This is a genomic window from Streptomyces venezuelae, from assembly GCF_008642295.1.
GTDB lineage: Bacteria > Actinomycetota > Actinomycetes > Streptomycetales > Streptomycetaceae > Streptomyces > Streptomyces venezuelae_C.
Genome location: NZ_CP029190.1, coordinates 7,460,097 through 7,472,695, shown reverse-complemented (window position 1 = coordinate 7,472,695; position 12,599 = coordinate 7,460,097). Strand labels below are relative to the sequence as shown.

Here is a 12,599-nt window from a genome sequence, read left to right as displayed (position 1 = left end):
GCTTCTTGCACGGTAACAACAGCGTTTTCGGTGGGTGCGGTTGCGTCGACTGGGGCAATGCAATTGATCCGCTAATGACCGGCTTGGGACTGTTGGGATCTGCTCCGGCGCTAGCGATTCGCTCGATCTAGCGATAGCACTACACCTGTTGCGCCCAATACACTCGTCCGCAAAGCAGCTGAGCTGCACCGATCCCTCTGGGAACGTGTTGCGCCACACTTCTCCCCCAGAGAAAGCCACGATGTCGCCGTGGTCCGCGCTGTCGGCCTTCCTCACGGTGACGATGTCGCCGTCGCAGATGGCGGCCTCGATCATGCTGTCGCCGACCACCGGAAACCGACGGGTTCGTCGAATTTCGGAGGACTCAGCCTGGGAACCCGAGGCGAATCTTTCACTATTGGGTTTAGCCTGGCGTGGGTTCGCCCGGATGTCCGGGCGGAATCTTCCCCCCGGCTGCAGCGTTCCGTCCCGGCGACACTCACGCTGTGATGGAGCCAGCAGGCATCGAGTGGCTTGAGAGCAGCCCCAGGGACGCGATCGTCGCCGAGGCGGTCGTGGCCCTCGCCAGCGAACGGCGCAGCACCGCGCCTCGCTCTCGACGACGCGCAGCTGACCACCGTGTTCGCCCTGTCTGCCGTCGCCCGCTGTGTTGCCATGTACGGGCGTGATCTTTCAGAAGCACATGACAACCTGGGTGGCCCGGCGTCGGAGGATCACGCCCGCACGCGATGTGGCGGTTCCCTTATTGATCAGATGACTGGCTGTGGATACCCTCGCGCCAGTACGTGGTGTGACGCACGGGAGACATCCTGTGTGCAGTCCGACGGCGCATGGGGGTGGGCTGTGCCTGACTCGATAGCCGTGCCGACGGGTGTCCAGCCAATCAGCTTCGACGTGCACGCAATCCGCGGGGGAAGTGCCGGCGGAGCTCGCGACGACTTCGAGTCGATGGTCGCTCAGCTTGCAGCCGCGACGACCCCAGGTGTTCGGTCCGTCGCCGCCAACCCAGGCGACTGGGGTATCGACGCCTTCGCCGGAAACCTCGGTGGGGCGATCACGGTGTGGCAGTCGAAGTACTTCATGCCAGCCACCACGAAGGACCACCAGCAGCAGATCCGAAAGTCGCTGGCCAACGCGCTGAAGGCAGCTGCCGAGAATGGCCACACCATCGCCAGCTGGATTCTGTGCATCCCCTCCAGCATGGACGGCCCCACGACGGCGTGGTGGGACAAGTGGAAGAAGGCAAAGGAAAACGAGCACAGCCTCGTCATCCAGCTCTGGGACGAGACCGGCCTCCGCAAGAAGCTGCTCAGCCCCGAGGCCGATGACGTGCGTCGTGGTTTCTACGAGACTTACATGCAAGCTGGCCCCGTTCCCATGGAGCAGCTTCGGCTGGTACTCGAAGTCGAGGAGGACAAGGCAGCCGCTCTCGGCTCCGCCTTGTTCATCCGCCAGATGACCGAGGCCGGCCATGTGGAGCTGGACTCGGCCAAGCGTCAGTTCTTCAATGCCGATCTGGTGGCCCGTGAGATCGCGCACAAGGGCGTGCCAGGGGAGGTGGCGGCGCTCAGCTCGGTCGATGCGACCCTGCACGGATTGTGGGAGATGCAATTCAACGAGTGCGCCGCCGAGAACACCATCCCGGCTCTGCACACTCGGGTCTGGCGGGATGTACGCAACGAGCACGACAAACTGCCAAAGTCCCTGCGCCTGGAGCTTGTACACAGCTGGGGGCTGGTGCACCGGCTGGTGGACAACCGCAAAGCGGGCTGGGTCAAGAACTGGCGGCAGATCGCCGCCGAGCACACCGACGGCTGACCACTGCCGTCTCCTGTCCTGTCAGACCTACAAGGGGTTCGTTGTGGAAGCACACCGGCCGGTGTTGATGCCGGAAGATCAGGTGACGTTCCGGCTCGCTCAGCTGCTGCTTCTGCTCGACACCGTCGCCGGGCAGGACGCAAGGGGGGCCAGTCTGGAGCGTCTGGGCTACTACGACTTCCTGTCAGCGAACCCCTTCCTGGTCGTCGCTTCCGACGGCCGGGAGGCCAGTCTGTTGAGGCTGGCGGGGTTCGATCCGCAGGTACTCTCGTACGCGTCTTCCTCGCAACGCTTCACCAGTCGACGGGAGCGCATCCAGCACGACCTCGCGCTGCTCGTCGCGTACGGGTGCTGCGAGGTCCACAACCGCAACGGGGCCTTCGTCTACTCGATCAGCAACCGAGGCCGGGAACTCGGTGCGCGCTTCACCGCCACCTACGCTGCGTCGTTCACCACCGCGGCGTCCATCGTTGTGCGTCACCTCCGCAAGCTCAGCGACAAGGCACTGCGGGAGCAGACCGCGCGATGGCTGCGGCCGGACGGAGAGGGCGGGCCGGGAGCGGCGCTCCTCAGCGTTCTGGGCCCGGGACCGCAGGCATCTGACATGCCCTGGGAGGGGTGATCACCATGCAGCCTCTGCCTGGCATCCGGATCCGGCGCTTGCGTTTGGCAGGCGTCAGCCGGACCTATGACGTCGACTTCACCCACGCTCATCGGGTGCGGGGGCTTTCGGTGGTGGCCGGGGCCTTCAGTTCGGGCAAGACCGCGGTGTTGGAGTTCATCGCCTACGGCCTCGGCGGGAAGCGTCACCCACGGCATCCGGAGGTGTTGCGGAAGGTCCGCTCCTGCCTACTGGAAGTAGAGCTGTCCGGCGAACCGCACGTGATCGAGCGGCCTGTCGGGGAACCCTCGAAGGTCGCCTACGTGCGCCGGGGAACTCTCGACCAGCCGGCGCTGGCCAAGCCGGAGAGCAGGCCCATCGAGCCGGCGGGAGCGCCCGAGAGCCTCTCCGCGCTGCTACTCGGGCACTGCAAGCTCGAAGGCGTCCAGCTACGGGAGGCCCCGTCGAGCCGTGAGTCCCGCACCGATCCCCTGAGCTTCCGCGACCTCATGTCTCTGGCGTTCCTGCCAAACGAGCGCATCGCCTCCATGAACTTCCTCTTCGAGAACGAGTTCATGAAGAAGCACAAGCTGAAGCAGGTCGTCGACGTCGTCTTCGGCGTCCACGACGACCGTGCGGTCGAGCTTGGGGAGCGCATCCGGGAGTTGAGCACCCGACTCACGCAGGCACGCTCCGAACTCGCCGCCGCTCGGACTTTTGTCGAAGAGCAAGACCTTCCCGTGGGCGATGCCCTTACGACCGAGGCCTACGAGCGTGAACTGCTTGAGCTGAACGAACAGCTCCAGGCCTTGGACGGGGCTACGCAGGCCGGCACAGCATTCGCGGGCCGTTTGCGCCGTGAGCACCAGCAAGCCGCCCAACGCGCCCGGCGAGCCGCTGGCGTCGTACGAGACTGCGAGACACAACTCGCCCGCATGATGCCGCTGCGGGCCCAGTACGCGGACGACCTCGTCAAGCTCAACATGCTGGCCGAGGCGGAACGCCTGTTCGATCCGCTGAGCGTCACGACGTGTCCTGCCTGCCTGCACCGGCTTTCCTCTCCCCCGTCGACGGAGAACGGCTTCTGCAGCCTGTGCAGCCACGAGCTGCCCCATGACGACGGGCACCTGACGCTCGGCACCGCCGATGCCGAGCGCTCGCCGGATCAGGGACGGCTGGATGTCGCCTCCGAGGTCAGGGCCACCAAGGCCCGCCTGAAGGAGATCACCGAGTACATCGAAGACCTCGACAGCTCCCTCGCGGCTCTGAAACTCCAGGCGGAAGACGCGGCACTCGCCGAGGAGCAGGCCGCCGCCGCGGTCGATGAAGCGACGTCGCCCCGGGTCGCACCGTTCCTCGCCGCTCGTGACGACCTCCAGCGCCGGCGCGAGGAGGTCCTTCGTCACCTTCAGCACACCGAGAACGCGATCAAGCTTCAGAACGGGCTGGAGAAGCGAGCCGTGCTGGTGGAACGGCACGAGACGCAGATCGCCCGCCTGCGGGAGGAACGCGACCAGCTGGGGGATGCCGCGCAGGACCGTGACCTGATCATCGGCCGCATCAGCGGCCGGTACAGCGAGCTGCTGCGACAGTGGCGATACCCGAAGCTCAGCCAGCCGATGATCGACACGAACCTGACCCCGTACGTGCGCGGCGACTCCTACCGCGAGGCGTCCTCCGGCGCCCGAACCCTCCTGACCCTGGCCTGGCAACTGGCCGTCTTCGAGGTGGCCGTCGAGACCTCGGCCGCCCACCCCGGCTTCCTCATGATCGACAGCCCCCAGAAAAACCTCGGTCACGGCGCCACCCGGGACGCGGTGATCGCAGACGCCGTCGCCATCGACGACTTCTACCGCCACCTCACCAGCTGGCTGGCGGAACAGGGAGCCGGAGCACAGGTGCTCATCGTCGACAACAGCCCGCCTGCGCTGGCGGAGGACTACGTCGTGGTGCGCTACAGCCGCAGCGAGGACCGGCCCCCCTACGGCCTGATCGACGACGAAACCACGTCAGAGGAAGCCAGCCACCCGCAAAGCCCACCGAGCCCGCCTGCAGACCGTCAACCGTGATCCGCACCAGGAGCCGCAGGGCTGCGACCCGCTCCTCGACCAGGAGGCAGTCGAACCAGGCGATGCCCTGTGCCATCGGGCGGCGCGCCTGAGCCAACTCGTCGAACATGACGGCCCACTCTTGGAGGTCGGCGTGCTGGTCGCTGCGGACGCGGTAGGCGCGGGGACGGTGCGGGTCCCGGTAGAGGAAGCCTCGCGCTCCAGAGCCATCAGCTGGTGCGCGACGGAGGAGGTACTGCGCAGGTGGACGCCTTCGCCGATCTCCCGCATCGAGGGCGGGTAGCCCTTGCGGGCGACGGTCTGCTCGATGAGGCGACGATGGCCGCCTGGCGGGTGGTGAGTCCGTCCGGGCCCGTGCAGGGACAGTAACCCGCCCACCGGGACGGAACATCTTTTCGATAACAGGGCGTGCCGGTGTCGCAGCGGGTGGTGAGGGAGTCGGGCGGCGGCCGTCCTCGGTCTCGCGCGGCTTGCAGCAGGTGGGCGCACCGCTCATGATCCGGATGTGCCGTTTCACGTCAGGCTGCGCTTCGGGCCGCCGTCCTCCCCCGCCGTCACCGGCACCTGGGACAGCGAGGCGACCGCCGAGCGGAAGTTCCGGGGGTTCATCGGCCGCTACCGCAGCCCCGACATACTGCATCTCCACCAGTGCTGGTCGAGGACGGGCCCCAGGGCGAGCACACCGTGCGCTCCTGGACCCGGGAACGCGGCGAGGTGGAAGGGGCCTGACGGCCGCGGTGAGGGCTTCCCTGTTGGGGTGTTCACGAGTACCGCTGAGCTGTTGCTGTACAGGGCACCTGGAGATCGCTTCCCGTTTCCAGGGAGATCGTTTCCCATCCTGCGGCAGATTCTTTGTCAGACAGAGCGACTCGATGGCGTCCGAGGTCGACTTCGACGATCCGTACGGTGATCTCGTCGCCCTCCCTGACCACCTGGCTGGGTTGATCGCTGGGCTCGTCTCGGAACTCGGAGTTGCGCAGGAGGCCCTCGACGCCATCGGCGATGCGGACGAAACAAACGTCCTGCCTGATCGTTTCCCAACCCCAAGGCGAGCGTCCCCCACCCTTATCTACACCGGACAAGGAGCCCTTTTCGATGGTTCAGACGCGGCATCGCATGCCGTTGGTGACCTCCCGGTAGTCAGCGATTACGGGCTTCGCCATCGACTCCCGGTAGACGACGGCCACGCGCCCGTAGGGCCAGTTGATGTCGGTGCGTAGCTTGTCGTTGCCGTAGGAGCAGCCGCTGAACATGATGCTGCGTCGCAGGTCGGTGTAGTCGCCGCCGTTCTCCCAGACCTTTACCGATGGGCCGGCGGTGATGAACATGGTCTGCGCCTCGGGGTTGAACGTCACCTGCACGCCGTCGGACAGTCCCCATTCATCGCGGAGGAATGGACCTACCTCCTTGTTGATGCCAGCGGCGATTTGCCGTTCGGAGGCTGTCATGGCATCGCGGGCGGCCGACCACTCCTCGACGGTGGGCTGGGCGTTGTCACTGCGGCTGTAGGCCGGCTGCGGCTCCGATGATGTCTCGGCTGCAGCTGGTGTGCTGGCCATGGTGGCTGAAGGGGTGGTACTCGTCGGGCGGAGAGGGGCAGCAGCCGGAGTCGGTGCGGATGCTGTGGGTGCGATGTTTACTGCTCCGGCAGGCGGCGATTCCTGCCCTGCATGAAACGTGGCAGCGTACATCGCGGCGGCTCCGATGCTCAGGCCGGTGAGTGCTGCAGCTGCGATGAAGCTGTATCTGCGGGCCCGCCCATCGTTCCGGGCGATCGGCCAGGCATCCGCCTGTGCAGGTGGCGCGTTCCAGTAACTGGCTACCAGCGTGTCAATGACGGGGGGAATTGACGATTGCTTCGGCAAGACATGGGTGTCCTGATGCTCGAGGAGCTGTATGCACTCCTCGCTCAGGATGCGTGCGGTGGGCCGATCGCCTGGTTCCTTTGACAATGCACTTGCCGCGATACGGCGCAATTCCTCGGGTAGACCAGCGAGATCAGGTTCTTGAGACATTACGCGGAAGGCGACTGTGTCTGGTGCCCCTGCGCCGAACGGATGGCGCCCTGTTCCGGCGTAGGCAATGAGTGCGCCCCAGGCGAAAACATCTGACTCTGGCGCCACAGCACCTGTGCGGTACTGCTCAGGGCTGATCCAGCCAGGCGTCCCAGTCAGCACTCCGGTACGGGTGACCGCAGTCCCATCCAGGGCATGTGCGATGCCGAAGTCAAGCAGGCGCGGGCCCTCGGGCGAGAGGATCACGTTGCCCGGCTTGATGTCTCGGTGGATCACGCCGGCCTCATGGACCGACGCCAAGGCAGCTGCGGTGCCAGCTGCCAAGGCATGCAGCATCGCCCCCCGAAGTGGGCCCGACACAGCGATGTACTGCTGGAGGGTGGGTCCTGGTACGTAGGGTGTTGCGAGCCATGGGCGCTCGACATCACAGTCCGCTGCCACCACCGGCACAAGACACGGCCCGTTCACCCTGCTCGTCAGGGCTACCTCACGCCGGAAACGGGCGCGGAACTCCTCGTCAGCAGCTTGGGCAGGGTAGACGACCTTCACCGCAAGACGATTGCCGCGGTTGTCCAGAGCGGCGTGCACCGTCCCCATACCCCCGGCACCCAGGCGGCCCACTACTCGGTAAGGTCCGACACGAGCCGGGTCTCCGGGAGCCGTGGGAAGGACTCGGGCCATCACGTGGGTTACCTCTCGGGCCAAACGTCGCTGACCGTGGATCCTATGCGGTGCCGTTGAATGGTGCGGCACCTCTCCCCCCAGTCTCGGATACGGCGTGGATGATGGCGCGGTGACGAATATCAGTGACGACCACGTAAAGGTCCACTTCCGGATGGACATAGACGAGGACGGCTGGCCGCCGGCGAGCGTCGAGAGTCTGTGGGCGGTGCACCTCGGCGACGGCATGGTGCGGTTGGACAACACGCCCTGGTTTGTACGTGGAGTCGCCAGTGGGGACGTCATCAAGGTGGAGCTGGATGGCGAGGGCGTCCGTTGGGCCGGGGAGACGGTCCGTCCGTCTCAGAACTGCACGATCCGGCTGATCGTGTTGAAGGACGACGGCTCAGCGGCGGCCCGGCAGAGGGTGCTGGAGGTCTTCCACCGCCTCGGTACGACGGGCGAGGGGATCGAGCCGTACCGGATGGTGGCCCTGGATGTCCCGCCGGAGGCGGACCTCCCGCGGATCCGCAAGCTCTTGGAACACGGTGAGGCAATGGGGTGGTGGCACTGGGAGGAGGGGTGTGTCACCGCCGCCTGGCAAGCCGCTACTCAGACCTGATGGGCGGCTGTATGCCCTCGCGCACCCAGCCGTCAGTGACGGGACCGAAGCACACGGTCGCGGAACTGCTGGAAGGCGCGCCAGCCTGATGTCTGCCCGGCAGTAATCAAGTCGCCTTCGGCGCAGTCGAGGACCTTGCAGCCGAGAGCTTCGGCAAGCCGGAAGACGGGCGTGAGCGCGTCGTCGCCGGAGCCCCGGATGTGCAACATGATCGAGTCCACTGGGTCCTCGTCGCCGATGTTGAGTTCCATGGACCAGGTGGGTCCGGGGATCTCTCCCCAGGTCGGGTCCGAGAGATCGGCGTCCGGGACTACCTGGGCAACGGCCGCAAGCACGTGATGAAGACTGCCGAGCGGGGGCGTGGTGTGGTCGCCTGGGAGCTCATGCACTGATGTCACGTTGTCGGGCAGGCGGAGGAGGAGCACGTCCCAGCTCATGGCGGCCTTCCGGATAGAGATCGGGCAGTGGTTGCGGGTGTGGTCAGATCAGGCGGAGTTGTTCTCCGGGCGGCTGCGGCAGGAGCACGTTCTGCAGCCGGTGGATGTTCGCTCGCCAAGGGGAGCCGTGTGTCCCGTCCCAGAGTTCCAGCAGCTCGGACGACTCAGACATGACCCGGTCGAGTACCTGGACGGCCAGGGAACGCAAGCTTGTGAGGTCGGGCATCGTGCACTTCGGCCCGTAGGGGGGCCCTGCCGGAACGCCGCCAGGGCATTGCGCCGCGATCAGAGCAGCCGCTGCGATGGCTTCCTCGGATATGGATGCGTCCAGGTCGTCGGCCACGTCGAGCGCCCGGATGAGGGTGTCACGGATGAGGCCCTCCCGGTCCCCTGCGGGAGCGTCGTCGAGGGCGTCGCAGAAGTCGGCTGCGGTGTCATTGTCGAAGGGGCCGGCGTCCCAAGTTCCCATGATCTCTCCGGATTGTGGTGCTGACCGGGGCATCCTGACAGAGACCACTGACAGAAGCCGTGCAGTCTGGAGCGGACGGAAGACGTCTCCTGTGGGACGCGCATGGATACCTGGCGAGCCCAGGCAGTCAGTTGGAGGCAGCTGCGGTCAGCCTCTGCGATCTTGTTGCAGTACGTCCTAGGAGCTGTCCGGCCGATCATTGGTCGGTGCGCATGATCGGCGGTACTTGTCTGCGTGGTGCCATAACCTGCGCCCATGACCACCGAGAAGTACCTCTCGACGATTGAGGCGTTGGCCGTGCAGCCGTTCCCGGAGGTGGCGCATGTCGACGCCTCCGGGGAAGGCGGGCCAGAGCATCATGTGCGCGTGCTGCAGGTCAGTCGGGACTTCTGGGATGACGACGAGGGGCAGGCCTGGGTTGAGGCCGAAGCCGAGCTGCAGGCCTGCCTCGACGACCTGGCAGCACGCCTGACGACTTGGTGGGGTAATGCGTTCGTCGTGGACCTCGGACCGTATCTCAGTGCTGGCTACGAGGGAGAGTCGGTGCCCGAGCCGCTCGACTACCTCAGCCAACAGGCCGTGAGTATGCAGGTGTGGCCGCTTCCCGACCGCGGTCGTTGGCTAGCGCTGTCGATCGGCCAGGCCGACAAGGAGCTGCCACTCATTCTGTTTGCCGCGGTCGGCCGGGCTTCCGCACTCAACTTGAACATGAGTGGCCGGTCATGAGCGGAGCCATACGATGACAGCGGCAGCTGAGACAGTGCCGAGGAACACGTAGCCGCGCTTGTCATACCTCGTCGCCACCGCGCGGAAGTTCTTGAGCCTGTTCACGGCTCGTTCGACGGTGTTGCGCTTCTTGTACCGCTCCTCGTCGAATCCCGGTGGCCGTCCGCCTCGTGATCCCTTGCGCAGGCGGGCGGCCTGGCTGTCGGCCTTCTCCGGGATGGTGTGGCTGATGCCGCGCCGCCGCAGGTATTGACGGCAGGCACCGTTGCTGTAGCCCTTGTCTGCTGCGACGCTGTCCGGCTTCTTGCGGGGCCGGCCCGCCCCGAGCCGGGGGACCCGGATCTTCTCCAGCACCGGCGCGAACTGGGTGCAGTCGGCCCATTGCCCCGGTGTGACGATCAGGGACAACGGGCGGCAGCGGCCGTCCGCGCTCAGGTGGATCTTGCTTGTGAAGCCGCCGCGCGAACGCCCCAGGCCCTCGCCTCCCGCACCACCTCCGCCAGCAGGCCGACGAGGCCCTGCCACGGAGTTTCGTCCTGGTGTTCCAGCGACTCGCCCCCCTTTGGGGCGGCAAGGGCCGGGGGCGGCTCGGTGCGGGCGCCTGCCGCGTGCTGGTGCGCGCGCACGATCGTGGAATCCACCGAGACGTCCCAGTCGATCTCGCCCACCGCATCGGCCGCGGCCTGGACCTGCTGCAGCAGCCGCTCCCAGGTACCGTCCGCAGACCAGAGCCGATGGCGCTCGTAGACCGTCTTCCACAGCCCGAACCGTTCCGGCAGATCACGCCAGTGCACCCCGGTCCGCACCCGGTGCAAGATCCCGTCGATCACCTGCCGGTGGTCGCGCCACCGCCCGCACCGACCATTGCTGACGGGCAGGAACGGCCGCAACCGTTCCCACTCTGCGTCCGACAGATCACCGCGTCCACCCCGCCCCATACACGGGACAACGATCCGACCAGGCGACAGTCACATGATCGACCGGACAGCTCCTAGGTTTGGCTGGGGCTTCGAGTGTGGTCGGGGTCGCGGAGTCGGCAAGGTAAGGGCGGGCTGAATGGCGTCACTGTTCCAACGTTTGGATCTGGAAGAGGCAGCCGTTCGCAGCGAGTTGTCCGCCCTGAGCGGGGAGTTGGATGCTCTGCACGGAAGGATTGCGGCTGCCGAGGGGCGTCTGGCGGATCTGGTGATCACGCGGAAGACGATCGTCTCCCTGGGAGGCTCGGAGTACGTCGTACATGACTCGGAAGCAGACCAACCGGACGCTGAAGACGACAGCGGACCTGATCCAGACGATGCCCCCCATGTCCCTCCTCCCCGGGCTGACGGAACCTCCGCCAGTGAGTCCAAGGCCGCCGGCCCGTTGGAGCGGGAGGTCACACGTGAGCGTGCGCTGGTGCTGCTGGCTGGGGCTGGGCGAGCGATGTATGTGAAGGACATCGCTGCGGCGATCGGTGAGGACGTCTCTGACACGTCGGAGGGACGACGAGTGGAGACGACCAGGTCTCGTCTGAAAGCTCTGGTGCGGGAGGGCAGGCTGGTCGAGGACCCTACAGCCTGGTTCGCGATCGCTCCGGCCGCTGAATGCAACGCGGGCGAAGGGGCGGCCATGGTCTGAGCGACGCCGCGAGCGCGCGGCATTGAGGGTGGCACCGCCGAGGGTTCAGCTCAGCGGTGCCGGGTTGCGTGACCGCCCAGGCAAGGGTGGCTTCCGCATGTCCGAGCGTAGTAGAGGCTCTCTCCGCTCGGCGTCCGGAGCCATGAAGTTCGTCATGCCCGTTCGCTGTTTGGCGTTTTCGGGCGCGGATCGAGGCTCAATGTGTTCTGTTCCGTTCGATATCGATGCTGTCCGGCCACAGGGTGGTGTTGGTGAAGTGGGCCAGGCGGGCGACGGTGGCCACGTCGGGCCAGGATCGTCCGGCCAGCAGGTCGGCGATGGCCTGGCGGTTGACTCCGGAGCCGGCCGCGGCTGTCCGCAGGCTCATCCTGTGGCCGTCGAGGGCCTGGGCGAGGGTTCGGGCGATCTGGCGGACCGCGTCGGCGGCTGGGTCGGCGCTGGCCTGCTCGGGCCAGGCTTCCGGATCGTCGGTCAGCTCCCGAGGGGAGCGTGCGCGGGCGCGTCCGCCGACCATGCGCGCACCAGCCTGTCCGTTGAAGTTGATCAGCTGTGGAATGGCTGCTTGTCCAGCCGGTATGCATGGACCGTGGTCCTTGATCCCGAGACTTCGGCGAAGATCACCCGGTATCGGCCGAAGCACGCGCCGCCCCTCTGGGCGGACATCGCGCCGCTGGTGCGGTCGGTGGTCGCCGCCGTGGTGACTGCCGCGCCCTACGACGTGGAGAGGCTGCTGCACGTCACCGGGCGGCTGGCGTTGTGGGCGGAGGCGGCCGGGCTGGAGCGCGATCCGAACGAGTGGTTGCGCAACGAGGTCATCGACGCGTTCGTACGCTCCCGCGCCGGGGACATCAAAGGGTCGTCGGTGCGGACCTATCGGACATGGCTCTTGCGCGTGCGGGACGCGCTGGCCTGGAGCGAGCGCGGGGAAGCAGCCCCGGCCCGAATGCATGCAGAGGGCAGCCGCATCAGCCCTACAGTCGTGCAGAGCTCGCAGGCTTGCGGCACTGGGCCATGCATCTGCCTGGTCAGCAGAAGACCGATGCCCTTGCGCTTCTCGGTCTCGGTGCCGGCTTCGGACTGACGCCAAGGGAGATCGCGGCATGCCGAGGAAGAGATCTGCGGCGGCAGCGTCCGGGCGGTCCGCTGATGCACACATCCGTCGACCGTCTGGTTCCGCTCGTCGCCCGTTCCGCCTGGGACGGGGTTCTCGGGGAACTCGCAGATCACATTGGCAGCGGGTACCTGTTCCGGCCTCGCCGCACCGCCGAGTACTCCAAGAATCTGATCGGTTCGTGGCCGCTCAACCACCGGCCGCCGGATGGTCTGCCGATCGTGTCGGCGGGCAGGGCGCGGGCGACGTGGATCGTCGAGCTGATGACGGCGTGGATCGATCACCATCTGATCGCTCAGGCCGCCGGCCTGGCGTCCGCCGCGTCCCTGGCCCGCTGGCAACATCACGTGCCACCTCTTGATCACGCCGCTGCCGCCCGCCTCCTGCGCGGGCCGGAGGCATGACCGCAAGGCCCCGGCCCTGGCAGAAATCGGAACGGATCAGAGGGTGCAGG

At 66.6% G+C, this 12,599-nt stretch carries 14 protein-coding genes and 2 pseudogenes; 8 read left to right on the top strand and 8 right to left on the bottom strand.

Annotated features, from left to right (window positions below; all coding sequences use genetic code 11):
* Window positions 1-234 precede the first annotated feature (234 nt).
* Window positions 235-330, bottom strand: a pseudogene (locus DEJ50_RS33470) (LexA family protein); the annotation flags it as partial.
* A gap of 513 nt (window positions 331-843) precedes the next feature.
* Here DEJ50_RS33470 and DEJ50_RS33465 point away from each other — a divergent pair.
* Genes DEJ50_RS33465 through DEJ50_RS33455 form a run of 3 tightly spaced genes read left to right on the top strand, consistent with a single transcriptional unit; the run spans window position 844 to window position 4,488 of the window.
* Window positions 844-1,818, top strand: a complete 975-nt coding sequence (locus tag DEJ50_RS33465; protein ID WP_223838047.1) for a serine/threonine protein kinase — start codon at window positions 844-846, stop codon at window positions 1,816-1,818.
* 43 nt (window positions 1,819-1,861) lie between these two features.
* Complete coding sequence (locus DEJ50_RS33460; protein WP_150211742.1) at window positions 1,862-2,440, top strand: ABC-three component system middle component 2; 579 nt, start codon at window positions 1,862-1,864, stop codon at window positions 2,438-2,440.
* A 5-nt stretch (window positions 2,441-2,445) separates the two neighbouring features.
* A complete protein-coding gene (locus DEJ50_RS33455) occupies window positions 2,446-4,488 on the top strand; it encodes a DNA recombination protein RecN (protein ID WP_223838220.1) in 2,043 nt (680 codons plus the stop codon).
* A gap of 130 nt (window positions 4,489-4,618) precedes the next feature.
* Here DEJ50_RS33455 and DEJ50_RS33450 read toward each other — a convergent pair.
* The 3 genes and pseudogenes from DEJ50_RS33450 to DEJ50_RS33440 form a co-directional block, all read right to left on the bottom strand.
* A pseudogene (locus DEJ50_RS33450) lies at window positions 4,619-4,879 on the bottom strand (repressor LexA); the annotation flags it as partial.
* A 370-nt stretch (window positions 4,880-5,249) separates the two neighbouring features.
* Window positions 5,250-5,570 (bottom strand): S1 RNA-binding domain-containing protein, encoded by a 321-nt coding sequence (locus tag DEJ50_RS35680; RefSeq protein WP_190344850.1) that lies wholly within the window; start codon window positions 5,568-5,570, stop codon window positions 5,250-5,252.
* An 18-nt stretch (window positions 5,571-5,588) separates the two neighbouring features.
* Window positions 5,589-7,184 (bottom strand): serine/threonine-protein kinase, encoded by a 1,596-nt coding sequence (locus tag DEJ50_RS33440; RefSeq protein WP_150212527.1) that lies wholly within the window; start codon window positions 7,182-7,184, stop codon window positions 5,589-5,591.
* 112 nt (window positions 7,185-7,296) lie between these two features.
* Between DEJ50_RS33440 and DEJ50_RS33435 the strand changes: the two genes are divergently transcribed.
* Entirely contained in the window at window positions 7,297-7,785 is a 489-nt protein-coding gene (locus tag DEJ50_RS33435; protein ID WP_190345088.1) for a DUF4265 domain-containing protein, read from the top strand.
* A 32-nt stretch (window positions 7,786-7,817) separates the two neighbouring features.
* Here DEJ50_RS33435 and DEJ50_RS33430 read toward each other — a convergent pair whose 3' ends face one another.
* The gene (locus tag DEJ50_RS33430; RefSeq protein WP_150211740.1) at window positions 7,818-8,222 is read right to left on the bottom strand and encodes a hypothetical protein; all 405 of its coding nucleotides are present in this window, start codon (window positions 8,220-8,222) and stop codon (window positions 7,818-7,820) included.
* Between the two features lie 43 nt (window positions 8,223-8,265).
* A complete protein-coding gene (locus DEJ50_RS33425; RefSeq protein ID WP_150211739.1) occupies window positions 8,266-8,691 on the bottom strand; it encodes a DUF4259 domain-containing protein in 426 nt (141 codons plus the stop codon).
* 255 nt (window positions 8,692-8,946) lie between these two features.
* On the opposite strand from DEJ50_RS33425, the gene DEJ50_RS33420 reads away from it, so the two are divergent.
* Window positions 8,947-9,417 (top strand): hypothetical protein, encoded by a 471-nt coding sequence (locus tag DEJ50_RS33420; RefSeq protein ID WP_150211738.1) that lies wholly within the window; start codon window positions 8,947-8,949, stop codon window positions 9,415-9,417.
* On the opposite strand, the gene DEJ50_RS33415 is transcribed toward DEJ50_RS33420, so the two are convergent.
* Window positions 9,412-10,355, bottom strand: a protein-coding gene (locus DEJ50_RS33415; RefSeq protein WP_411757662.1) for an IS5 family transposase whose coding sequence is annotated in 2 segments (ribosomal slippage) — window positions 9,412-10,011 and window positions 10,014-10,355 — 942 coding nt in all. Because the reading frame shifts where the segments join, the coding sequence is not laid out codon by codon here. The two genes, DEJ50_RS33420 and DEJ50_RS33415, sit on opposite strands and share 6 nt — an antisense overlap.
* A gap of 118 nt (window positions 10,356-10,473) precedes the next feature.
* Here DEJ50_RS33415 and DEJ50_RS33410 point away from each other — a divergent pair.
* Complete coding sequence (locus tag DEJ50_RS33410; protein WP_150211737.1) at window positions 10,474-11,034, top strand: hypothetical protein; 561 nt, start codon at window positions 10,474-10,476, stop codon at window positions 11,032-11,034.
* A gap of 196 nt (window positions 11,035-11,230) precedes the next feature.
* Here DEJ50_RS33410 and DEJ50_RS33405 read toward each other — a convergent pair whose 3' ends face one another.
* Window positions 11,231-11,401: a helix-turn-helix domain-containing protein gene (locus DEJ50_RS33405; protein ID WP_263399219.1), complete on the bottom strand. Its 171-nt coding sequence runs from the start codon at window positions 11,399-11,401 to the stop codon at window positions 11,231-11,233.
* A 3-nt stretch (window positions 11,402-11,404) separates the two neighbouring features.
* Between DEJ50_RS33405 and DEJ50_RS33400 the strand changes: the two genes are divergently transcribed.
* Together DEJ50_RS33400 and DEJ50_RS33395 are read left to right on the top strand one after the other, a co-directional pair.
* Complete coding sequence (locus tag DEJ50_RS33400; protein ID WP_223838226.1) at window positions 11,405-12,115, top strand: hypothetical protein; 711 nt, start codon at window positions 11,405-11,407, stop codon at window positions 12,113-12,115.
* 65 nt (window positions 12,116-12,180) lie between these two features.
* Complete coding sequence (locus DEJ50_RS33395; protein ID WP_150211734.1) at window positions 12,181-12,549, top strand: hypothetical protein; 369 nt, start codon at window positions 12,181-12,183, stop codon at window positions 12,547-12,549.
* Window positions 12,550-12,599: the final 50 nt, after the last annotated feature.